The organism is Shewanella sp. Koi 1 (genome assembly GCF_052907445.1).
This window is the reverse complement of sequence record NZ_JBREJM010000001.1, coordinates 2296528-2320043: the sequence shown is the minus strand read 5'-3', so window position 1 is coordinate 2320043 and position 23516 is coordinate 2296528. Positions and strand designations below refer to the sequence as shown.

19 protein-coding genes and 3 tRNA genes are annotated in these 23516 nt (G+C 48.0%); 10 read left to right on the top strand and 12 right to left on the bottom strand.

Annotation, left to right across the window (positions count from 1 at the left end; all coding sequences use genetic code 11):
- Nucleotides 1-4: 4 nt before the first annotated feature.
- From edd to zwf, 3 genes are read right to left on the bottom strand one after another with little or no spacing between them, the layout of a single operon-like run.
- Entirely contained in the window at nucleotides 5-1831 is a 1827-nt protein-coding gene (gene edd / locus ACUZ8J_RS10245) for a phosphogluconate dehydratase (RefSeq protein WP_446693759.1), read from the bottom strand.
- A gap of 12 nt (nucleotides 1832-1843) precedes the next feature.
- A complete protein-coding gene (pgl, locus tag ACUZ8J_RS10240; RefSeq protein ID WP_011622808.1) occupies nucleotides 1844-2542 on the bottom strand; it encodes a 6-phosphogluconolactonase in 699 nt (232 codons plus the stop codon).
- 9 nt (nucleotides 2543-2551) lie between these two features.
- The gene (zwf, locus tag ACUZ8J_RS10235) at nucleotides 2552-4024 is read right to left on the bottom strand and encodes a glucose-6-phosphate dehydrogenase (protein ID WP_011717106.1); all 1473 of its coding nucleotides are present in this window, start codon (nucleotides 4022-4024) and stop codon (nucleotides 2552-2554) included.
- 312 nt (nucleotides 4025-4336) lie between these two features.
- On the opposite strand from zwf, the gene ACUZ8J_RS10230 reads away from it, so the two are divergent.
- Nucleotides 4337-5191, top strand: coding sequence for a MurR/RpiR family transcriptional regulator (locus ACUZ8J_RS10230; RefSeq protein ID WP_011622810.1), 855 nt, complete (start codon nucleotides 4337-4339; stop codon nucleotides 5189-5191).
- A 185-nt stretch (nucleotides 5192-5376) separates the two neighbouring features.
- Nucleotides 5377-6816: a pyruvate kinase gene (gene pyk / locus ACUZ8J_RS10225; protein ID WP_088212341.1), complete on the top strand. Its 1440-nt coding sequence runs from the start codon at nucleotides 5377-5379 to the stop codon at nucleotides 6814-6816.
- Nucleotides 6817-6957: 141 nt separating this feature from the next.
- Here pyk and ACUZ8J_RS10220 read toward each other — a convergent pair whose 3' ends face one another.
- A complete protein-coding gene (locus tag ACUZ8J_RS10220) occupies nucleotides 6958-9237 on the bottom strand; it encodes an acyl-CoA dehydrogenase (RefSeq protein WP_446693758.1) in 2280 nt (759 codons plus the stop codon).
- A 15-nt stretch (nucleotides 9238-9252) separates the two neighbouring features.
- On the bottom strand, nucleotides 9253-9891 hold the full coding sequence (locus ACUZ8J_RS10215; RefSeq protein WP_011622813.1) for a TetR/AcrR family transcriptional regulator: 639 nt from the start codon (nucleotides 9889-9891) through the stop codon (nucleotides 9253-9255).
- A 218-nt stretch (nucleotides 9892-10109) separates the two neighbouring features.
- Here ACUZ8J_RS10215 and ACUZ8J_RS10210 point away from each other — a divergent pair, with 218 nt between their 5' ends.
- A complete protein-coding gene (locus tag ACUZ8J_RS10210) occupies nucleotides 10110-11972 on the top strand; it encodes a M2 family metallopeptidase (protein WP_446693757.1) in 1863 nt (620 codons plus the stop codon).
- A gap of 169 nt (nucleotides 11973-12141) precedes the next feature.
- Here ACUZ8J_RS10210 and smrA read toward each other — a convergent pair whose 3' ends face one another.
- Complete coding sequence (gene smrA, locus ACUZ8J_RS10205) at nucleotides 12142-12732, bottom strand: DNA endonuclease SmrA (RefSeq protein WP_089067744.1); 591 nt, start codon at nucleotides 12730-12732, stop codon at nucleotides 12142-12144.
- A 132-nt stretch (nucleotides 12733-12864) separates the two neighbouring features.
- Here smrA and ACUZ8J_RS10200 point away from each other — a divergent pair, with 132 nt between their 5' ends.
- Together ACUZ8J_RS10200 and ACUZ8J_RS10195 are read left to right on the top strand one after the other, a co-directional pair.
- Nucleotides 12865-13443: a hypothetical protein gene (locus ACUZ8J_RS10200; protein ID WP_011717111.1), complete on the top strand. Its 579-nt coding sequence runs from the start codon at nucleotides 12865-12867 to the stop codon at nucleotides 13441-13443.
- 27 nt (nucleotides 13444-13470) lie between these two features.
- Nucleotides 13471-13965 carry a YchJ family protein gene (locus ACUZ8J_RS10195; RefSeq protein WP_446693756.1) on the top strand — a complete coding sequence of 165 codons (495 nt, stop codon included), beginning with the start codon at nucleotides 13471-13473 and terminating at the stop codon, nucleotides 13963-13965.
- A gap of 79 nt (nucleotides 13966-14044) precedes the next feature.
- On the opposite strand, the gene ACUZ8J_RS10190 is transcribed toward ACUZ8J_RS10195, so the two are convergent.
- From ACUZ8J_RS10190 to ACUZ8J_RS10180, 3 genes are all read right to left on the bottom strand, one after another.
- Complete coding sequence (locus ACUZ8J_RS10190; RefSeq protein WP_446693755.1) at nucleotides 14045-16228, bottom strand: putative bifunctional diguanylate cyclase/phosphodiesterase; 2184 nt, start codon at nucleotides 16226-16228, stop codon at nucleotides 14045-14047.
- A 188-nt stretch (nucleotides 16229-16416) separates the two neighbouring features.
- Nucleotides 16417-16704: a DUF406 family protein gene (locus ACUZ8J_RS10185; RefSeq protein ID WP_374919141.1), complete on the bottom strand. Its 288-nt coding sequence runs from the start codon at nucleotides 16702-16704 to the stop codon at nucleotides 16417-16419.
- 238 nt (nucleotides 16705-16942) lie between these two features.
- Entirely contained in the window at nucleotides 16943-17431 is a 489-nt protein-coding gene (locus tag ACUZ8J_RS10180) for a VC2046/SO_2500 family protein (RefSeq protein ID WP_109286090.1), read from the bottom strand.
- Between the two features lie 125 nt (nucleotides 17432-17556).
- On the opposite strand from ACUZ8J_RS10180, the gene ACUZ8J_RS10175 reads away from it, so the two are divergent.
- From ACUZ8J_RS10175 to ACUZ8J_RS10165, 3 genes are all read left to right on the top strand, one after another.
- A tRNA-Tyr gene (locus tag ACUZ8J_RS10175) sits at nucleotides 17557-17641 on the top strand.
- A 39-nt stretch (nucleotides 17642-17680) separates the two neighbouring features.
- Nucleotides 17681-17765 (top strand) — tRNA-Tyr (locus tag ACUZ8J_RS10170).
- A 130-nt stretch (nucleotides 17766-17895) separates the two neighbouring features.
- Nucleotides 17896-17980, top strand: a tRNA-Tyr gene (locus ACUZ8J_RS10165).
- Between the two features lie 181 nt (nucleotides 17981-18161).
- Here ACUZ8J_RS10165 and queE read toward each other — a convergent pair.
- A complete protein-coding gene (gene queE / locus ACUZ8J_RS10160) occupies nucleotides 18162-18830 on the bottom strand; it encodes a 7-carboxy-7-deazaguanine synthase QueE (RefSeq protein WP_446693754.1) in 669 nt (222 codons plus the stop codon).
- Between the two features lie 188 nt (nucleotides 18831-19018).
- On the opposite strand from queE, the gene queC reads away from it, so the two are divergent.
- Both queC and rrtA read left to right on the top strand, forming a co-directional pair.
- Nucleotides 19019-19738 carry a 7-cyano-7-deazaguanine synthase QueC gene (gene queC, locus ACUZ8J_RS10155; protein WP_023267229.1) on the top strand — a complete coding sequence of 240 codons (720 nt, stop codon included), beginning with the start codon at nucleotides 19019-19021 and terminating at the stop codon, nucleotides 19736-19738.
- Nucleotides 19735-20352 carry a rhombosortase gene (gene rrtA / locus ACUZ8J_RS10150; protein WP_446693753.1) on the top strand — a complete coding sequence of 206 codons (618 nt, stop codon included), beginning with the start codon at nucleotides 19735-19737 and terminating at the stop codon, nucleotides 20350-20352. The genes queC and rrtA overlap by 4 nt, the downstream gene beginning before the upstream one ends.
- Before the next feature lie 143 nt (nucleotides 20353-20495).
- Here rrtA and uvrB read toward each other — a convergent pair whose 3' ends face one another.
- Both uvrB and ACUZ8J_RS10140 read right to left on the bottom strand, forming a co-directional pair.
- The gene (uvrB, locus tag ACUZ8J_RS10145; RefSeq protein ID WP_248967993.1) at nucleotides 20496-22517 is read right to left on the bottom strand and encodes an excinuclease ABC subunit UvrB; all 2022 of its coding nucleotides are present in this window, start codon (nucleotides 22515-22517) and stop codon (nucleotides 20496-20498) included.
- A 711-nt stretch (nucleotides 22518-23228) separates the two neighbouring features.
- Nucleotides 23229-23432, bottom strand: coding sequence for a hypothetical protein (locus ACUZ8J_RS10140; RefSeq protein ID WP_446693752.1), 204 nt, complete (start codon nucleotides 23430-23432; stop codon nucleotides 23229-23231).
- Nucleotides 23433-23516: the final 84 nt, after the last annotated feature.

The following is a 23516-nucleotide window of genomic DNA, read 5'->3' as shown; positions in this document are numbered from 1 at the left end:
TGTATTAATAAAGTTCGTCAATGGCGCTGGTACTGCGCGCACCGGTTTCTGGACTGCTTAAGTTTGAACGCAGTGCCCCAAACAACTCACGGCCCATTCCATAGCGTGAGTGGCGTAAATCGATTTCAGCGGCGGTTCTCGCGGCAAGTTCTGCATCGGGGACCAATAAGCTCAGCTCACCGGTCAGCGCATCGACACGAATAAGATCGCCATCTTGCACTTTGGCAATGAGCCCGCCATCGATAGCCTCTGGCGTTAAGTGAATCGCTGCTGGTACTTTGCCCGATGCGCCCGACATACGACCGTCGGTCATCAGTGCCACTTTAAAGCCTTTGTCCTGCAGAGAGCCTAACAGTGGCGTTAACTTGTGCAGCTCTGGCATACCGTTCGCTTTCGGCCCTTGACCTTTTACGACCACCACACAATCTCGGTCTAACGCGCCGGATTTAAACAGCGCATCGAGTTTGTTTTGATCGTCAATCACCACGGCAGGCGCTTCAACTACACGGTGCTTTTCTTGCACGGCTGACACTTTAATCACAGCGCGGCCCAAGTTGCCCTTAAGCAGTTTTAAGCCACCGTTGTTTTGGAAAGGCGTAGCGACAGACGTTAATACTTCAGTATCTAAGCTGACGGTTGGACCATCGACCCAGCGCAGCTCGCCATCGAGTAATTTTGGCTCTTGGGTGTAACGACGTAGACCAAAACCGGCAACTGTGTTGACATCCTCATGTAGGAGGCCCGCGTCGAGTAATTCCTTGATAAGGAAAGCCATACCGCCCGCGGCGTGGAAGTGGTTAATGTCCGCATGACCGTTTGGATAAACACGGGCCAGCAAAGGAACCGCGTCAGATAATTCAGAAAAATCATCCCAGTTCACGATAATGCCAGCCGCACGCGCCGCCGCCACAATGTGCATGGTTAAGTTAGTTGAACCACCCGTTGCCAGTAGCGCCACTATGCCGTTCACCACGGATTTCTCGTTAACCACTTCACCGATTGGGCTGTATTGAGTACCCAGTTCGGTTAAGCGGCACACTTGCTTGGCAGCCATTTTATTCAGCGCTTCACGCAGTGGGTCGTCAGGATTCACAAAGGATGAACCCGGCAATTGCAGGCCCATCACTTCGAGCATCAGCTGGTTCGAGTTAGCCGTACCGTAGAAGGTACAAGTGCCAGCGCTGTGGTAAGACTGCGCTTCGGCTTCAAGCAGCTGCGCTCTATCGACTTTGCCTTGGGCAAATTGCTGACGAATACGGGCTTTTTCCTTGTTAGGAATTCCCGACTTCATTGGGCCTGCAGGCACAAACAGCATGGGTAAATGGCCAAAACTTAAAGCGCCTATCAATAAACCCGGCACGATTTTGTCGCAGATACCCAGCAATAAGGCGCCATCAAACATGTTGTGGGATAAGCCCACCGCCGTCGCCATAGCAATCACTTCACGACTCAGTAAGCTCAGTTCCATCCCGGGTTGACCTTGAGTCACACCGTCACACATCGCGGGTACACCACCGGCGACCTGTGCAACACTGCCCACTTCCTGACAGGCTTTTTTCAGCAGTTCAGGATAGGTTTCATAGGGTTGGTGTGCAGACAACATGTCGTTGAATGCGGTAATAATCCCGATGTTGGCTTTGGTCAGTTGACGCAATGAATTTTTGTCATCTGGACTACAAGCAGCAAAACCGTGGGCTAAGTTACCGCAGCTTAAGGAGCTACGGTGTACGCCATGGTTACGAGCATCATTTAACGCGGCTAAATACGCTTCACGAGATGCTTTGCTACGGGCAATAATTCTGTCGGTAACAGATTGAACGACTGAGTGCATGAGAGTGACTCCTTAAGCGCTCCAGAACACGTCAACGGGCGTTTTACGCTGCGCTAACACTGCTCTGATGGGCATAGCATTAACATCATCATTTTCTAAGGCTTGACGATATACGGATAATTTCTGTTCCCCGACCAAATGCAGATAAATCTGTCTGCTATTGAGGATCGCATTCTTAGATAATGTGATCCGGCCATGGGGCGCCGTGGTGGGATTGGTTGCCACACACAAGGCTTGAGTGCTCAAGGCATCATTTAACTCGGCGCTGCAGGGGAACCATGAGCAAGTGTGACCATCGTTGCCCATACCGAGTACTACCACATCGAAGGGACGCGGGAAATTAGACAGCGACTCGGCTGTCATATCGGCGCCCGCTTCGGCGGTGGAAAACATATTCTTCAATCCACGGAACTTGGCATTGGCCGCACGGTTTTGCAGTAAATGTTCACGCACTAAACGCTCATTCGATGCACTGTCTTCCACATCTACCCAGCGCTCATCGGCGAGCGTGACATAAACATCACTCCAATCGATGGATTTCATGCTGAGGAGCTCAAACAGTTTAAGCGGTGTTGAGCCGCCGGAGACGACTAAGCTTGCCTTACCACGGGCATCCACGGCCTCTTGCAACTGGCTGGCGATCTTATTCGCCAACTGTTGCTCGAGCGCTGCAGGTGTATCAAAGGATTTAAATACGGTTTCTTTAATCATCAAAGCCCCCTATTCATCCCACGAACGGCCGTCTTTGGTGATCAGCGCGACCGACGCTACAGGTCCCCAAGTGCCCGCAGGATAAGGTTTCGGTTTCTCGTTACTTTGTTCCCATGATTGGATGATGCCATCCACCCAAGTCCAAGCCTGCTCTACTTCGTCACGGCGAACGAACAGTGCTTGGTTACCGAGCATGGCTTCGAGCAACAGACGCTCGTAAGCATCGGCGATACGCTCGTTTTTAAAGGTATCCGAGAAACTCAAGTCGAGTTTGGTGGTTTGTAAACGTTGTTTCTGCTCTAGCCCCGGCACCTTGTTCATCATCTGGATCTCTACCCCTTCATGTGGTTGCAGACGGATGGTTAACTTGTTAGGTGGCAAGTTACGGTAGCTTGAGCGATACAAGTTGTGGGGTGGGTTTTTAAAATACACCACAATTTCAGAGCTCTTGAACGGCATGCGTTTACCGCTACGCAGATAAAATGGCACGCCCGCCCAACGCCAGTTGTCGATATCGACACGCAGCGCCACAAAGGTTTCGGTGTGAGACTGAAGGTTAGCGCCCTCTTCCTCTAAATAGCCTGGCACTGGACTGCCTTTTAGGAAGCCTGCACTGTACTGACCACGGACAGTGTTCTCATACACATTGTCAGCATTAATTGGGCGCAGCGACTTCAGTACCTTCACTTTTTCATCGCGAATACTGTCGGCATCTAAGTTAACCGGAGGATCCATAGCAACCAGTGTCAACACTTGCAGTAAGTGGTTTTGGATCATATCGCGCATCTGACCAGCTTTGTCGAAGTAACCCCAACGGCCTTCGATACCCACTTCTTCAGCAACGGTGATCTGGACATGGTCAATGGTCCGGTTGTCCCACTTAGACGCGAATAACGAGTTAGCGAAACGCAGTGCAATCAGGTTTTGGACCGTCTCTTTACCTAAGTAATGGTCGATACGATAAACTTGGTTTTCTTTAAAATAGGCAGAAACTTGATCGTTAATCACACGGGAAGAAGCGAGGTCAGAGCCAATGGGCTTTTCGAGTACCACGCGAGAATCGCTATGGATAAGGTTTTGTTCGTGTAAACAGCGGCAGATATCGCCAAAAATCGCAGGAGGGGTGGCAAAATAACTGACCATGACGCGCTCTTCTGGTTTGAGCAATTCATGGAAGGCGCTGTAGCCTGCAGATTCTGTGAAATTCGTGCCGACATAATGGCAGCGGGACAAGAAGCGTTGGACAGTCTCTTCGCAGAGGGCTTCTTTTACGAAGGTTTTTAACGCAAGGATGACGAGTTCTCTAAATTCATCCTGACTGAACTCATCTTTGGCAACCCCAATGACTTTGGTGTTTTTATCCAGAAGTTCAGCTTTATCTAGCTGGTATAAAGAAGGTAACAACTTGCGTCGTGCCAAGTCGCCTTTAGTACCAAAGAGTACGAAGTCACAAGCTTTGGCGCCTGATGTTGTTTTGCCCATTGCGTTACGCTCTCCTTTGTATGTCGTGTCCCTTCAAGCCAATGAAGAAATCCACACTTTTGTTGTAATATAACAACAGAATTTGTTAAATGCATCTATTTTTATCAATATTAACATTCTTGCTAACTAGGCACCTAGGGCATAAATCTGATATGCTTTTTGTGCTTAAATTACTGATGATAGTAAATTCTTATTTCAAAAATGTACTTAAAACTTACTTAAGCAGTGTCGATTAGTGAGATCCTGAAACAGATCAGCAGCACTAAACAAAAATAAATAAAATTACATTCTCAATTTAGCGGACGTACGCGTATGAATACCCTAGAAAAGGTTCAAAAAAGCCTCACCCATTTTAGTAAGTCAGAACGCAAGGTTGCAGAGGTGATCTTAGCCTCTCCGCAAACAGCTATTCACTCCAGTATTGCCACTCTAGCTAAGATGGCAGATGTGAGTGAACCTACTGTGAACCGTTTCTGTCGCCGCTTAGATACTAAAGGCTTTCCTGATTTTAAGTTACATCTGGCGCAAAGTCTCGCAAACGGTACGCCTTATGTGAGCCGCCATGTGGAAGAAGATGACTCTCCAGAGTCTTACACCACAAAAATTTTCGAATCATCAATGGCTTCCTTAGATACAGCACGTCAAAGCTTAGACGTCACTGCTATCAATAAAGCCGTGGATATTCTGACTCAAGCCAAAACTATTTCCTTCTTTGGCTTAGGCGCTTCGGCCTCCGTTGCCCATGATGCCCAGAATAAATTTTTCCGTTTTAATGTGCCTGTCATCTGTTTTGACGATGTTCTAATGCAGCGCATGAGCTGTATTAACAGCAATGAAGGCGACGTTGTGGTGCTGATTTCCCATACAGGTCGCACTAAATCATTGATTGAAATAGCGCGTTTAGCGAGAGAAAACGGCGCAGCTGTGATTGGTATTACAGCTCGTAACTCACCGTTATCTATGGAATGTACACTGCCCGTGACGATGGAAGTGCCTGAAGATACCGATATGTATTTACCAATGGCCTCGCGTTTAGCGCAATTGGTGACTATAGATGTATTGGCGACTGGCTTTACCCTACGCCGCGGCCCGCGTTTCCGTGACAATTTAAAACGTGTGAAAGAAGTGTTGAAAGAGTCTCGTATCAATAAAGATCCGATACTGTAATTCACTTCCTATCTTAAAAAAGGCTAGTGCAAATCGTCCGTCTAGCCTTTTTTAAAGCAAATTTCAGCGATACCTCACAAATTTGAAACATAACTTTAGATCAATTTGATTGTAACTTTACTACATAATTTGGAATTGCATGGTAATATAGTCCCAAGATTTTTTTAACTTTAACGGAGTATCTTATGTTCCGCAGAACCAAAATCGTCACCACTCTGGGCCCCGCCACTGACCGTGACGATAACTTACGCCGTATTATCGCGGCAGGTGCAAACGTTGTTCGTCTTAACTTCTCCCACGGCTCCCCCGAAGATCATCTCAAACGCGCGACTCAAGCTCGCGAAATTGCAAAAGAATTAGGTGTCCATGTTGCTATTTTAGGTGACTTACAAGGTCCTAAGATCCGTGTATCTACCTTTAAAGACAACAAGAAAGTTCAACTGAACTTAGGTCAAGCCTACATTCTGGATGCCGAGTTAGGTAAAGGCGAAGGCGATGAGAATCAAGTTGGTATCGACTACAAGCAATTGCCAGACGATGTGAATGTTGGCGATATCCTGATGCTCGACGACGGCCGAGTTCAACTGCGTGTTGAGCGCGTTGAAGGTCGTAAAGTGCACACGACTGTTACCGTTGCTGGCCCTCTATCAAACAATAAAGGGATCAACAAACAAGGTGGTGGTCTATCGGCAGCAGCACTGACTGAAAAAGACAAGGCAGACATTCTGACTGCGGCCATGATCCAAGTAGATTACTTAGCCGTGTCTTTCCCACGTAGCGGCGCCGATCTGGAATACGCGCGTTCTTTAGCGCAACAAGCTGGCAGTAATGCACTGATCGTCGCAAAAGTAGAACGTGCTGAAGCCGTTGCTAGCGAAGAAGCGATGGATGATGTGATTTTAGCCTCTGACGTAGTCATGGTTGCCCGTGGTGACTTAGGGGTTGAGATTGGTGACGCAGCACTGGTTGCAGTGCAGAAGAAGCTTATCGCGCGCTCTCGTCAACTGAATAAAATCGTGATCACTGCGACTCAAATGATGGAGTCAATGATTTCGAGTCCAATGCCAACTCGAGCGGAAGTCATGGACGTGGCTAACGCAGTCCTCGATGGTACTGACGCTGTGATGTTGTCTGCCGAAACCGCTGCCGGTGACTTCCCAGAAGAAACCGTTAAGGCGATGGCGAATGTGTGTATCGGTGCCGAATCACACCCAAGCGTGAAAGTGTCTAAGCACAGATTAGATGCACGTTTCACTTCAGTTGAAGAAACGATTGCACTCTCTACTATGTATGCTGCTAACCACTTAGAAGGCGTTAAAGCAATTATTGCCTTAACTGAGTCCGGCGCAACACCTAAACTGATGTCACGTATCAGTTCATCTTTACCGATTCTTGGTTTATCACGCCATGAGACAACACTGGCGAAGATGGCACTGTATCGTGGTGTGTTACCGATTTACTTCGACTCAACCATTTATCCTGCCGATGAGTTAGCGCAAAAAGCGTTGGAATCATTAACAACTGCGGGTTATCTACAGAGTGGCGACTTGGTATTAATGACCAAGGGCGATGCGATGGAAACTATCGGCGGCACTAACACTTGTAAAGTGTTGATCGTTGCTTAATCTTTGCTGATTGGCGTTAGCTAGACGTAAAGAGTAAGGCTAACCGTCATCAAGCTTAAAAACAAAAACCACCTCAATTGAGGTGGTTTTTTTATCTCTTGTCACGGCTAGAAACGATTGTAGTCGCGATAGCCGATCCGTTTATAAGGCTTCAAAATCATTCACATTGATGGCCGCTAAGCGCAGCTTATCGGCATGTAACAGCTTTTGATGCTCATCTTGAGTCACAGTGCCCTGCTCCAGCGCTTTAGCAAATAACACTAAGTTAGGCACTTTGGCTGGTAACTCACCGGCGCGTTGTGCTTTCTTGAGCTTCTTGTAAATCTCTTTACAGGCATATTGCGCCACGAAGGCCTGTTCAACCTCTGCAATACCACCCACGTCGCCTTCAAACTCTGGGCATAGGAAAGTAATGCGTTCACGGGCAGGACTCGGTTTTAACATGCCAGAGACCAATTCAGTCGCCATTTTATCGCTAGGCGCATTGAAATGGTTGCCGATGGGGAAAATCAGCGCGCGTAGCAACCATGCAAATGGGCGGTTCGGGAAGTTACGGATCACTTCTTCAAGCGCTTTAGCTGCTAAGTGCAAGCGATTTGCCATTACATAGCGCACCGCGGGTAAATCGTCCTGTTGACGGCCATTGTCTTCAAACAGTTTTAAGGTGGCTGAGCCTAAGTACAGCTGGCTTAACACATCTCCCATACGTGCCGACAACATTTCCTTACGCTTCAAATCGCCGCCCATGATCAGCATTGAAATATCTGTCATCAAGGCTAATGCCGATGAAATGCGCGACATGTCTTTGTAATATTGCTTGGTTTCGCCGCTCACTGGCGCACTGCCGAAACGGCTGGCAGTCAAGGCGTTGAATAAGGCACTGAACGCGTTGCGAGTGGCGTAACCCATATGGCCCATTAACAGCGAGTCGAAACGCTCGAGCGCATCGTGCTCGTTTTCCATCGCCGCGGCTTCCATTTCGGCCAACACATATGGATGGCAACGGGTCGCACCTTGACCAAAGATCATCAAGGAACGCGTCAAAATGTTCGCCCCTTCAACGGTAATCGAAATCGGATTCGACATATAAGGGTGACCTAAGTAGTTTTTAGGTCCTAATTGGATGCCCTTACCCGACTGAATATCCATCGCATCGTTCATCACAGCGCGGCCAAGTTCAGTCATGTGGAATTTAGCAATTGCCGTCACCACTGAGGGTTTAACTTTAAGATCAATCCCCGTAGTGGTTAAACGGCGCGCCGCTTCCAATTGATAGGTATTGGCGATAATGCGCGCCAGCGCTTCTTGCACACCTTCAAAATTGCCAATCGCCATACCAAATTGATGACGCACATAGCTGTAAGCCGTTGTGGTTTTGGTCGCCATATGGCCAGACGCGGTAGCCAATGCAGGCAGAGAAATACCGCGACCCGCCGATAAACATTCAACCAGCATACGCCAGCCTCTGCCCGCAAACTCAGGACCACCGATGATCCAATCCAGCGGAATAAAGACTTCTTCGCCCTTAGTGGTCCCGTTCATAAACGCCATGTTAAGCGGATTATGACGACGGCCAATGATCACACCAGGATGATCGGTTGGGATCAAGGCGCAGGTAATACCTAAATTCTTTTTATCGCCCAGCAAACCATCAGGGTCGCGCATCTGGAAGGCTAAACCTAATACGGTTGCCACTGGTGCGAGCGTGATATAACGCTTATCCCAGGTTAATTTAAGGCCTAAAACTTCTTCGCCGTTAAACTCACCACGGCAAACAATACCCACATCGGGGATAGCGCCCGCATCACTACCTGCTTCAGGACCAGTTAATGCAAAGCATGGGATCTCATCACCCTTGGCTAATGCAGGTAACCAGCGCTCCTTTTGCTCTTTGGTACCATAATGAGTCAAAAGCTCGCCTGGGCCTAATGAGTTTGGCACCATCACAGTGACCGCGGCACTCACGCTGCGGCTGGCTAATTTACTCACAATCGTCGAGTTGGCGTAGGCAGAAAACGCACGACCACCGAACTTTTTCGGGATGATCAGCGCAAAAAAGCCTTCTTTCTTAAAGTAGTCCCACAGCTCTGGTGGCAAATCCTTGCGATTATGCACAATGTCGAAATCATCGATCATCTTCAGGGCGGTCATCACCTGATTATCGATAAAGTCTTTCTCTTCAGCCGTAAGAGTGGGTTTACCGTAACTGTGCAGGGTATTCCAATTCGGATTACCGCGGAATAGCTCGCCTTCCCACCACACATCACCCGCTTCCATCGCTTCGCGCTCGGTATCGGATAATGGCGGTAATACTTTTTTAAAGAAGTGAAACACAGGCTGGGTGATAAATTGCATCCGAAGGCTCTTTACTGCAAACAGTGCAATAATCGCAATCAGGGCAATAATTATAATCGTCAACATAATCAAGACCTTTTATTAAGAAGCCACGGGGACTGATACGCCCGCAGCCATGTAGGGGATCACTTTACGGATCACGGCTTCGATGTCGTTATGCTCACCAAATTCGGCCGCGGCAATATCATTGAGCGCATCGGCTGACGCCATAGTGAAAACAATCGTGCCTAGGGTAAAGTGTAAGCGCCAAAACATTTCAGCAGGAGGAATATGCGGTGCACTGGCCGAAACAGCTTTAACAAAGGTGTCTAAATGCTGCCCATAATGGGTGGTGATAAACCAACGTAGGTGACCTTGGCTTTCAATGTAACCGCGACCGAGCAATTGTAGGAAAATTGTCGTGCCTTCGGTGCGCAGCTCGTTCAAATCCAATAATGGATCGACTAACGCAGAGAAAATCTCCTCTAACGAAGCCTGTGTTGGCGCAGTATGTAAACGTTTTATGGCCGTCGATGCGGCGGGCATAAACACGTCTAAATAGCGGGCTAACACGGCGCGGATTAACTCTTTTTTAGAACCAAAGTGATAGTTCACCGAGGCTAAGTTAACCTCCGCCTTGCTCGTGATAAGTCGCAATGACGTCTCAGAAAACCCCCTTTCGGCAAATAGCTTCTCTGCGGCATCAAGTATTCTAGTTTTTGTATCGGATCGACTTGCCATTCCGTGACCTTGAATTAATTTAAAACACTCGTTTAAATTAAACATTGGTATGGGAGTTGTCAAACGAAAAATGGCCAAATAAGCTGCGCCTTGCTGACAGGGATTAACAGGCCACTCACATCCGTTGCAAAAAACAATGAAAAGTCATCAAGTCCTGTGCAAAAAACACTGTGCTTAGGTAGAATGCTTAACACAAAAACAACAAAGGACTGCAATACATGGCTATTCTATTGAATCGTCCCACCACTCTCGCGCTCACCATAGCGCTAACCTTAGGCGTAACCGCCTGTAATGATGCCCAAAGCAAGGCCGAAACCACTGCAGTAGCACCTGCTGCAACTAATGCTGCGCCCGATAAAGCTCAGGCCATCGCCTTTATTCAAGATGCTGAAGCCCAGATGGCGCAGCTCTCTATCGAAGCGAATCGCGCCGAATGGATTTACAGTAACTTCATCACCGAAGATACCGCTGCACTCTCGGCCGCAGTAGGTGAGAAAGTTAGTGCCGCGTCGGTCAAATTTGCCACCGAAGCTGCCAAATACGCCAATGTGGAACTCGATCCTGCCAATGCGCGCAAACTGAATATTCTGCGCAGCGCACTCGTGTTACCTGCGCCGCTTGATCCCGTCAAAAATGCTGAGCTGGCGCAAATCAGCTCCGAGCTCAATGGACTCTATGGTAAAGGCAAATACTGTTTCGCCGATGGCAAGTGTATGACCCAGCCAGAGCTGTCGAACCTGATGGCGGAATCGCGTGACCCAGCCAAACTGCTTGAAGCATGGAAAGGCTGGCGTGAAATTGCAAAACCGATGCGCCCACTATTTCAACGTGAAGTTGAACTCGCCAACGAAGGTGCAAAAGATCTTGGTTACGCTAACCTCTCTGAGCTATGGCGCAGCCAATACGATATGAAACCCGATGAATTTTCACAGGAATTAGATCGTTTATGGGGACAAGTTAAGCCCCTCTATGAATCCCTGCATTGTTACGTTCGCGGCGAGCTGAATAACGAATACGGTGATGCCATCGCGCCAAAAACAGGCCCTATTCCCGCCCACTTACTGGGAAATATGTGGGCGCAACAATGGGGTAATGTGTACGATCTCGTCGCCCCTGACGATGCCGATCCTGGCTATGATGTGACAGAGTTGCTCGAGCAGAAAGGCTATGATGAACACAAGATGGTTAAACAGGCCGAAAGCTTTTTCACCTCGTTAGGCTTTGCGCCACTGCCAGACAGTTTCTGGAGTCGCTCTTTATTCTTGCAACCCAAGGATCGTGATGTCGTTTGTCATGCCTCGGCGTGGGATTTGGATAACCTCGACGATATTCGCATCAAGATGTGTATCCAGAAAACCGCTGAAGACTTTACCGTTATTCACCACGAGCTTGGACACAACTTCTATCAACGTGCCTATAAACAGCAGCCTTTCCTGTTTAAAAACAGTGCCAATGATGGTTTCCATGAGGCCATTGGTGACACAATCGCGCTATCTATTACCCCTAGCTATCTAAAACAGATTGGCTTGCTCGAAGACGTGCCCGATGCTTCCAAGGATATTGGCTTACTGCTGAAACAAGCTCTGGATAAAATTGCCTTCCTGCCCTTTGGTTTGATGATTGACCAGTGGCGCTGGAAAGTCTTTAGCGGTGAAATCACTCCAGCACAATATAACCAAGCCTGGTGGGAATTAAGAGAGAAATACCAAGGCGTTAAGGCGCCAACAGACCGCAGCGAAGCCGATTTTGACCCAGGTGCCAAGTACCATGTGCCCGGTAACGTGCCTTATACGCGCTACTTCCTCGCGCATATTCTGCAATTCCAGTTCCATAAGGCACTGTGTGATACCGCCGGCGATAAAGGACCTGTACACAGATGCAGTATTTATGGCAATCAAGCCGCAGGGGAAAAACTCAATAAAATGTTAGAGCTAGGTGCAAGCCAACCTTGGCCAGTTGCTTTAAAAGAAGTGACAGGTACTGAGGGAATGGATGCCAAAGCCGTACTCGATTATTTTGCGCCGCTTAAAACCTGGCTCGATGAGCAAAACACAGCGGCGAATCGTCAATGTGGTTGGTAATTAAAACCAAGACGGAATGAAGACTCTAACGTCAGTAACACCTAGGCTCTTGGTGTGAAAATATAACCGATAAAAATGCCCAACGATGTTGGGCATTTTCTTTTTAAGCTTCGGCATTAATAACGAAAGCGAGTATCAATCAGATAAAATCAATGCGTTCAGAAACCTATTAACGCCAACCCATTCCCTTACGATTTGCCTCTTTGTTCTCGATCTTAAGCTGTTCGGATTTAGTGAGCATCACATACAAGGCGCCCGTGCCGCCCTGCTCGGTTTTAGCCGAATGATAGGCCAGCACCATATCAAGCTGAGACAACCAATGGCAGACGGCAGATTTCAACAGTCCGGCCACGGGTTTACTGTTATGGCCCTTACCATGGATAAGCATGACGCAGCGTTCCCCATGGGCCTGCGCTGCTAACAGATAATTGAGCAACGCATCACGGGCCTGACTTAAACGGTAGGCATGTACATCTAATTCCATCTTAATGCTGTACTGCCCCAGCCTTAAGCGCTTAAACACTGCACCTTGTACCCCTTCGCGCTTAAAACTGGCAATATCATCGGGCGCTATTATCGGGATCAAACTCAAATCCAAGGGCATACAGGCTAAATAAGCCTCGCGTTGCAACGCATCACGGCGCTGAAGTTGCTCCTCCGTTAGTGCCTTAGGCTGCAAATTCACCGCTTTCACATCACCCTTAAGTGGCACAACCCCCGCCATTTCTTCAAAAAACAGTGCCGATTCATCATCTAGCATGGCAAGCTCCTCCACTCTTAACGCTCAGTGTGCACTTTTAGAACAGAAACACACTTTGTAAACATTCAACCCTTTAGTTCAGCGGGCACCTCCATTATAGTGGCGCCATGAATGCTTGATTAGAATAATGTAATGAGATTTTTGCTGCTAGCCCTGATATGCCTATTGTCGCTTCCAAGTTTTGCAACTCCCGCAAAAGCCAAAACAACCATGACAACCGATCAGCTGATCAATGCTAATTATCCGCTGTTCACTAAAGCATTTACTGAGCTTGCCCCCGAAGTCACCGCAGAGATTTATGCGAAAGATGCAAGCTATCTCTCTGAAAGCCAAAGTAAAGAAATCTATTATGGCCGCGACAGTATCGTTGCTATTTACCAACGTTTTTTCGATAAAATCCGCAATAAAAAGGCCCGTATCGATATCGATTTCCGGGTGCTCAACCGTAAGCTTTCGGGCAACAGCGCGTTCGACACTGGCTATTATTTAGTGCGTTTTTACCCCGCAGAAGAAACTGGCGAACCAGTGAGTGAATTTGCTGGCAAATTTGTGATTGGCACCCAAAAAGACTCTCAGCAGCGCTGGAACGTCACACTGGATATGAATAACCGTGCCGAACCCAGTTTCTATTTGAATGCCAAACCTGTACCCAATCTTTACTATGGCCGCCAGTTCCCACCATTACCGGACAGCCAAAAGAAAAAGCAGTAATCTATTATATTTTAAAGCATTACCATTATGACACACGACAAAACCTGCCCTTGCGGCAACCCAAAAATCTATCAAGATTGCTGTCAAATACTGCATCTAGGGCTCGATTCAGGAGCACAACTGGCGACAAGTCCTGAGCAATTAATGCGCTCTCGCTACTGCGCTTTTGTGTTGAAAAATTTTGATTACATTATCAAAACACACCATGCAGCTTACCTCGATGGCTTAACCCTTGAGCAGCTCCAACAAGGTCCACATCCCGAATGGTTAGGGCTCGATGTATTATCCGCCAATGACACTACCCAGCCCGATGGCAGCAAGTTCGGTACTGTAACTTTCAAAGCCTGGTATAAAATGAGTGGCGAGATTGATGCCATTTACGAGCGCTCTGAGTTTATCTTCGAGCAAGGTCGTTGGTTTTACACTAAAGGCCATCAAATGCATGCCAAATTACCGGGGCGTAATGATCCTTGCGTCTGCCACAGCGGTAAAAAGTTTAAGCAGTGCTGCATGAAGGGTTAACCAAGTCCACAGATAAAACAAAAGGCAATCTATTGATTGCCTTTTGTTTTTATATCACCTGTACGACTAATCTAACTGGTTAATGCGTAACAAGATTAGGTTCTTTTGCCTCCAATAAGAATTGCGCAAATTCGGGCTCTCGCAACGCAGGACTGTATAAATACCCCTGCGCCTGATGGCAAAAACTCTTGGCTAAAAACGCTTCCTGCTCGGCGGTTTCAACCCCTTCGGCGGTCAAGGAAATATTAAGCGCGCTCGCCATCGCAATAATGGCCGAGACGATTTCTTGGCTTTCGCGGCTAATGGTGAGATCGGAGATAAAGGAGCGGTCGATTTTTAACTTACTGATCGGGAATTGTTTAAGATAGCGCATCGAGCTGTAACCCGTACCAAAGTCATCGATGGCCAGCCCCACACCCAGCTCTGCCAATTCCTGACATAAGAGCGTGGCATGGCGAATGTCGCCCATCAATTCCGTCTCGGTGATCTCAAGGATCAGGGTTTTAGGCTTTAAACGATAGCGCGTCAGCAGTTGCCAGACTTGCTCATACAGGTTTCCGCTAAAAAACTGCCGCGCCGACACGTTAACATGCATGCTTAAATCGGCATTATGGTGCTGCCATATATTCAATTGTCGGCACGCGGCCTCAAGCACCCAGCTGCCAATGGCATTTATCATCCCAGATTGCTCGGCAATATCGATAAAGGCGCCGGGATACAGCACACCTTTTTTCGGGTGATGCCAACGGATCAAGGCTTCAGCACCGATATAGGTTTTCTGCTCCAGATCCCGTAAGGGCTGATAATAAAGTTCGAATTGACGGCCGCGAATCGCACTATGCAAATCACGCTCGATTTGCGCATCTTCCTTAAAGGCACTGAGCAAGGTGCTGTTAAACACTTGAATAGCTGTGCCCTTTTTCTTCTTCGCGTATTGCACCGCAATATCGGCGCAGGTCAGCGGCGCGAACAGATTCGCCACCGAGGCGATATCGACAACCGCCAGTGCGGGTTTAGGTTCGATTTGCTCACGACCGATTAAAATCGGCATGGCTAAATGCTGATATAGGCGGGTACTGAAATAATCCAGATCGTAAACCGCGTTATCATCGGTAAGCAACACGGCAAACTCGTCGCTACCGACGCGGGCAATTTCGGTCGCCTTATTAATTTCAGAGAAATGTTTTAAGCGCCGGCCAATTTCAATCAGCAAGCTGTCGCCATTTTCGTGACCATAGGTATCGTTGAAACGCTTAAAGGCGACTAAATCGACCAACAGCAACAATCCATTGGTGGTGCGCTCCAATACGCGATTGAAGTGACTACGATTATTCAGCCCAGTGAGGCTACAACGCCAGGCTAAACGCTCAAGCTCCGCCTTATAGTTGTGCTCATCTGTGCTTTCTTCGCCGGAGACTAAGGCGTAATGATTGCCGCGATCGGTGATAAATTGGCTGACTACATACTTGAGCCAGTAGCGACTGCCATCGGCTCGATTAAATTGCACTTCGCCTTTAGCCTGCTCGCCTCTGAAAATTTTAGCCAAGGTCTGCTCGGCTAATTCACTGTGCTGCTTAAAGAAACTTAACTCGCGTAAATTGGTGCCTATGCTTTTTTCACGCGCTAAGCCGGTGATCTCCTCGTGGGCTTGATTCACGTATTCCACTTTTTCGGTGTGCAGGTTAATCAGCATGCTCATTTGACGAGACTGCTCGGTGGCACAGCGAAACAGGCTTAAGCGCTCTTCTTTATCATAGGTATGTTTGGTGGCCAGCGTGAGGGCCAGTTGATCGGCCATTTGGCAGGCAAGGTGAATTTCGCTGTCGTGCCAATGGTGAGTCAGTTGCGCTCGCTCAAGGCAAAGCACGCCTTCGAGATGACCATTAATGCGAATGCCAATCTCGAGACTAGATAAAATTTGCCGAGGGATAAAATAGTTATCGACTAACTCAGTCAAGCGCGGATCGATAAGCGTATTACTCGCATCGATATGGCGATGATTTTTAAGTTCATCTAAATAGCGCGGTAGCGTCTGCAACTGCGAAGGACGGTAAGTGTCTTGTAGGGCCATAGCGCCAAATTGCGCCACTAGGGATTGGCTCGATTGATCGGCGGAAAAAATCCAAACCGACACCAGAGAAACGGCTAAATTTTGGCAAAGTAGCTCAGTGGCTAACTCCGCGGTCTTAGTAAAATCACCCTGCTGTTTAGCCGTGGAATGCACTAAAGACTCTAATAAATGCTGATGCTGACGTCGCTTCACTCTGATCCCTACAAAACTTCGTGTTGGGTAAAACGGTACTGCTGCGACTAACACACTAAAGAAGCGTGTTAATAGAGCCTATTTATCTTTATTTTTGTTGATGCAGATTACACTATCTACATTTAAAACAGCAACATCGGCCACACTTTATTACAAATTAACGCTAACGGTGCTCACAGTCGCTTGCATCATAGGCCATTCTCTAATTGGAAAATCATTTTCTCGACACTCACATCGAAGACCAGCTTGAGGGTAACACCCGCTTCACCCTGCACAATATTCCCTTGGGTTTGGCTAAAACGCGCTCTAGCCCGCTCCAACATCTTAGTCGCTTCGACCTCAGCCTCTGCACCCGCGAAGGATAACTCCAGCACTGTATCCTGCTCGTCAATCACAGCGCCAATATCCACAAAACTGCCGCAATCGGTGCAAGTGTCGTTTACGGTAGCCGCTTGTCCTGCAATGATACCTTTCATCTGTTTTTCCTCTCTAATCGCTGTAAGGGTGATGCATCAACTTAAACCAGCATCATTAACGCCTTATTATAGGTAACAGTGGCGGCAGAGACTCAGCTTTAGCTCACGCTTATTATTGTGCATCGACACAGTTGAAGGCTATTTGGCCAACAAGTTCCTTTAATCCCAACCTGTGCTTTTAAAGACAGCATCTTGCTTAATAGCCCGATAGCGACTAGAAATCAAGACGACATACTCGTTAGGCGCTGGCCAATAACGGCACTAAGTTACGTTGAATCGCCAGTTGATCGGCAAAATGCATGACGTCCATTTTCGGGGATGGCAACTGGCCACGTTGGCGCAGACGTGTGGTGAGATCGCAATTGCTTAAGGCTTCGGCCATCGCGATAGGCTCACCACCGCGGATCACTAATGCCTCTGGGCGCAATGCCTGTTGCAGTTGAAACGCCCTCGCCCCTTGCTCGGCAAAAACAGCACTATTGTCGGTAACCTTGTTATCCGTCGATAAATCCGCCACAAGCGCTTGCTTTGGGGGTAACTCAAACTGGCGTTGTAATTTTTCAGCATTATCGAGCTCTTTTTTCCATTGAAACTGCGCCATGTCCCTCGCGTCTGCAGACAATAGCGACAGCAACAGGGCGAACTCACCTCGCCTGTTGTGTTCGATTGCCGCATTTAAGCGGGAGCCAATTTGGGCTTCGTTGATTAAAGGAACATCGATCTGCATAAAAAAACATCATTAAAACAACTCGTTGTTAGTTAATCGACCAGTTGAACCAGAACTTTAGGAAAATTTTCATATTTAGACTTTACATGCCAAACGTTTCTGACTACTATGGCGGCCGCAATTGAGGAGGGGTTCCCGAGTGGCCAAAGGGATCAGACTGTAAATCTGACGGCTCCGCCTTCGAAGGTTCGAATCCTTCTCCCTCCACCATTTGCACTAACAATTAGCGATGCTATAAAAGATACTCGTGGAGGGGTTCCCGAGTGGCCAAAGGGATCAGACTGTAAATCTGACGGCTCCGCCTTCGAAGGTTCGAATCCTTCTCCCTCCACCACTTTTATCTCATGTGGTTCGTCAATCGTTAGTTCGCTGTAGACTTGCTTTACCCTTAAATCCGGCCAAGATTTAAGATAACTTTTAAATCAGACTCGATGAGTCGGACTTAAAAGTTGAAGAAAATATGTGGAGGGGTTCCCGAGTGGCCAAAGGGATCAGACTGTAAATCTGACGGCTCCGCCTTCGAAGGTTCGAATCCTTCTCCCTCCACCACTTCTTTCTCATCTCACTCTTTATACCGCTTTATTCCCCAAGTTTTCTTTCTAGCATTGCAGCTTATCCAAAGTTATTTTTTATCGCTTACTTAAAACAATTGTCTGTAATCCGTAGATTTAGCTGATAAAAAACGCCCCATTCGGAGCGTTCAAGAAGAGTGTATAGCGCTAAGTGGCGATTAATCGATATTCAAGTACTTATGGGTCTGAATCGATAAACGCCAGTTGCGGGCAATACACACCTTCATGGCTAATTCCGTCGCCCTTGGTTTTTGGCTGATCGGTTGCAGACAAATCGTTTTCGCTGACACATCAATCCCTTTGAGTAACTCATCGAGTTCGTCGATATGATTTTCGGTCGCTATCGGGTGCTTAATCTCGTTGGCGCGGATCAAGGCTTGCGCTAACACCTTATAACCACCTTTCATATTGATCTTGGGCGAGACTGTCACCCAAGTATCAGCATCACACTTCACCTCAAAGGTGCCACTGGTCTCGATTTGAGTGGCAAAACCGGAAGCATGAAGCGTGTGAGTTAGTTCATTCAGATCGTACATACAAGGCTCACCACCAGTGATCACCACATGGCGCGCCGTGTATCCCTTAGCGTTGAACGCCTCAATAAGACTCTGCGCCGTATGATTAGCCCAGCGCCCCACGGAGCCATCGACGGTGATCACTTGTTCGGGTGACACCTTATTTTCCTCAAGCAGATCCCAAGTCTGTTTCGTATCACACCAAGCACATCCCACAGGGCAACCCTGTAAACGTACAAAAATGGCGGGCACTCCGGTAAAGACACCTTCACCTTGAATGGTTTCAAAGACTTCGTTGACTGGGTAATTCATGCTAGCGTTCCGTTTTTCTGGGGCGGCATTTATAGAGGATTTTAGCTGCAGCTGCAAGTTTTTACCGCCTCAGCCATTGTGATACCAAGTGCCGCATCCCCGTCGCCACGCGCCAGCAAAGAGTTTGCAAGCCCTAGCGCCTGAGTTACACTTACGCCCTATTTTATGTGTCAATTTAAGTGGATCCTATGTCAGCAGCATCAGTTTCAAAGGTGGTAGTGGTTTTCAGTGGCGGACAAGACTCGACGACTTGTCTTATTCAAGCCTTAACTCAGTTTGATGAAGTTCACGGGATCACCTTCGATTATGGTCAGCGTCACCGTGAAGAAATTGAAGTTGCTAAATCCCTCGCCAAGCGCTTAAAGATCACTAGCCATAAAGTGATGGATGTGAGTTTACTCAATGAGTTAGCTATTTCTGCGCTCACCCGTGATGCGATCCCTGTATCCCACGAATTAATGGAAAATGGCTTACCCAATACCTTTGTGCCCGGCCGTAATATCCTATTTTTGACTTTGGCGGGGATCTACGCCTATCAATTAGGGGCCGAGGCGATTATCACTGGTGTTTGCGAAACCGATTTTTCCGGTTATCCCGACTGTCGCCACGACTTTGTGCGCGCGATGGAATCGGCACTGGTGCAAGGCATGGATAAAAAGCTTGAGATCATCACCCCATTAATGTGGCTCAACAAGGCCCAAACCTGGGCGCTGGCCGATAAATACCAGCAACTCGATTTAGTTCGCCACCATACCCTAACCTGTTATAACGGCATTGTCGGCGATGGTTGTGGTGACTGCCCAGCCTGCCATCTACGCAAACGAGGCCTAGAGGATTACCTGCAAAATAAAGCAGAGGTGATGGCCTCGCTCGACAAGGCAACAGAAACGGGTAAACCGCAGGCGTGAGACTGGTGACGTTCAAAAAACTCGGCCCCTATTGGCTGGCGTTTATCGTCAGTCTGCTCTGCGCGCTCTTGTATATTGCGGGACTTTTTACCCCGAGCATAGATAACCTGCTCGCCTATCGCCGCAGCGCTATCAGTGACGGCCAGTGGTGGCGTCTGATCACAGGCAATCTGCTGCATACCAATCATTGGCACCTGCTGATGAACCTAGCGGGATTATGGGTAGTGTTGTTTTTGCACCACTTTCATTACCGACTTAACGGAGTAACCGCGCTGTTTATCCTGCTTTGTCTGTTTGAAGGCATTGGCCTGTATCTGGGTTATCCGCAACTCTTAGGCTATGTCGGGCTGAGCGGCATGTTACACGGCCTATTCACCTTTGGTGCAGTGCAGGATATACGCCGCAAAATGCGCTCGGGTTATTTGTTGCTGATCGGGGTGATAGTCAAAGTCGGCCATGAACAGTTCTATGGCGCCAGTGATGATGTGACCGCAATGATTGGTGCACGCGTGGCCACCGAGGCGCATTTAGTCGGCCTGATCTGCGGCTTAGTCTGCGCGCTTATGGTGTTTGTGTACCAACGAAGCAGATTCGCCAAGGAAACGCAGCGCTAATACCTCAAAGTTTGATTAATCCATACAATAAAAAAGCCGCCTTACATTATTGTATTGGCGGCTTTTTATTAGGTAGAGAAGCTTGGGATCAGTTTAATTAGCATCAAAGTCCTGAGTCTACCTCAGCTAAGACTTAGATTTTGTTAGGCTGTGATCAGCAACTCCCGTAACCGTTTCACCTCATCACGCAAGGCCGCAGCCTGTTCAAACTCCAAGTTACGCGCATGTTCATGCATTTGCTTCTCGAGCTTATCGATATCATGGCTAAGCTGCGCCGCATCGGCTTGATAACGTTTGGCTTTAGGTTCAGCCACTTTACCCAGTGACGATGGGCTATAGCCCTTTTCAGTGTCTCTGCCATCGTCGATATCCATCACATCGGTAATGCGCTTGACCACGCCTTTTGGCACTATGCCATGCTCAAGGTTGTAGGCGTGTTGTTTCTCGCGGCGACGCTCGGTTTCACCCATCGCCTTGGCCATCGACTGGGTGATCCTATCCGCATAGAGGATAACCTTGCCATTGACGTTACGCGCAGCGCGACCAATGGTCTGAATAAGCGAACGTTCCGAACGTAAAAAGCCTTCCTTATCCGCATCGAGAATACAGACTAAGGAAACTTCGGGCATGTCTAAACCTTCACGCAGCAAGTTGATACCGACCAACACATCAAACTTACCGAGGCGCAAATCGCGAATGATCTCCACCCGCTCCACGGTATCAATGTCCGAGTGCAAATAACGGACTTTGACGCCATGCTCATCGAGGTATTCAGTTAAATCCTCCGACATGCGCTTGGTTAAGGTGGTGACAAGCACTCGCTCGTTGACGGCGACGCGTTTGGCCACCTCTGAGAGTAAATCATCCACTTGAATGCTGACCGGGCGCACTTCTAACTCTGGATCGAGCAAACCCGTTGGCCGCACGACTTGCTCAACAATCTCACCACCACTCTTATCCAGCTCGTACGGGTTTGGTGTTGCCGACACATAAATGGTCTGCGGCATCAATTGCTCAAATTCTTCAAACTTCAGCGGCCGGTTATCCAGCGCCGAGGGTAAACGGAAGCCATATTCCACAAGCGTGGTTTTACGGGAGCGGTCACCCTTATACATGGCGCCAATTTGCGGCACAGTGACGTGGGACTCGTCGATAATCAACAAACCATCGGCGGGTAAATAATCGAGCAAGGTCGGCGGTCCTTCACCCGGTGCTCGGCCCGACAGATAGCGGGAGTAGTTTTCAATACCGGAGCAATAGCCCAGTTCAACCATCATCTCGATATCGTATTGCACCCGCTCATGGATCCGCTGGGCTTCAATCAACTTATTGTTGTCGAGCAGATACTGCTTACGCTCGCGCAGCTCTTCTTTAATTAACTCGGTCGCTTCGAGGATTTTTTCCCGTGGCGTCACATAGTGGGTTTTCGGATACACTGTGGTGCGCGCGATACGCTTAACTATCTGCCCCGTTAACGGGTCAAACTCGCTTAAGCGTTCAATTTCATCGTCAAAGAGTTCGACTCGAATCCCGTAGCGGTCAGAATCGGCGGGGAAAATATCGATAACTTCACCACGGGCGCGGAAAGTACCGCGCTGCAACTCGAGATCGTTGCGAGTATATTGCAGCTCACTCAAGCGCTTAAGAATATCCCGCTGCCCCATGGTATCGCCCTGGCGTAGATGCAAGAGCATCTTCATGTAGGAATCGGGATCGCCCAGACCGTAAATTGCCGATACAGAGGCAATCAAGACGACATCCTTACGCTCCAACAAGGCTTTCGTCGCCGAGAGTCGCATTTGCTCGATATGGGCGTTAACCGACGCATCCTTTTCAATAAAGGTGTTCGATGCGGGCACGTAGGCTTCTGGCTGGTAATAATCGTAATAGGAAACAAAGTATTCCACCGCATTATTGGGGAAAAACTCTTTCATCTCGCCATAAAGCTGCGCCGCCAGCGTCTTGTTTGGCGCCATAATAATGGTTGGGCGCCCCAGTTGGGCGATCACATTGGCGATAGTGAATGTCTTGCCCGAGCCTGTGACCCCCAATAGGGTTTGGCAAGCTAGGCCCGATTCTAAGCCATCGACCAACTTGGCAATGGCCGTGGGCTGATCCCCTGCGGGAGCAAATTGAGATTCAAGCTGAAAAACAGATTCTGACACGCGAACATATCCTTGTGGTTAGTCGCCCCATTCTAATCAACTCATCCTTTAAGCTCCAGCAGTTCTCCTTTAGAAGTCAAAGGGAGTATTAAGCCCTAAACTATCTGAATGACAGTTTGATGGACAGAAAATGAAACTTTTTGACCACGAGCTTTTAATGCTCAAATTGGCGATAAAACGCCCAAAAACACAGGGGAAATGCCAAATTAATACACAAGAGTTGACTTTCACTTGCTTACAAAATTGCAACCTCAAAGAAGACCCAAAAAGATAAGGCTTGCAATTCATATCTATTTGATAAATATATTATTAAATTTTTATCGCCAAAATAGTGCAATTTAAGTCCATCGCACGTGCAGCAAGGCTTTGCCGCCTGTTTCAAGCCGCAACTCACAGGGTTATCCACAGAATTTGTTGATAAGTCGAAATTAGTGAGAAACCATGCGGGATTGAGGACTATTCCACCCTTAGCCCGCGCGCTCGTCGGGTTTGGTAATTTTATTACATTTGATAAATGTTACTACTTGTTACAACCGATAACATTCACAAAATCTGATTGATCTCCTGCTGTTACGCCTTTATTCGTGTTTTACAGCATAAAATGACAGCGTTTTCCGCTTTATCCGTATCAGTCAGTAGAATTAGGGCTATCTGTTCGCAGAAAATAGTAGAAAGTGAATATTCATGACCGAGGGATAACTTGATTAGCGCTTAAATTAAGTCTTCTGCAAGCGCGGCCGCAAAAAGCGCTTCGTCCGTAGAGGCAACCACAAAGAGGATTTCGGCTAAATCTTGGATTTTTTGAAAATCAGGATCATCTAAATGCATGGACAACTCACGGTACTGACGCAGTACATCTAAGGTTATGGGCTGCTCGAGTAACGCTTCTGCTTGTTCTAATCGACTCATTGCCATTGTTTTCACCTCTCGATAAGTGTTTTGCCACTCGGCTGAGATGGGCTTCCCGCTGTCGCTTTAGGGATAACCAGTGGAAGCTAC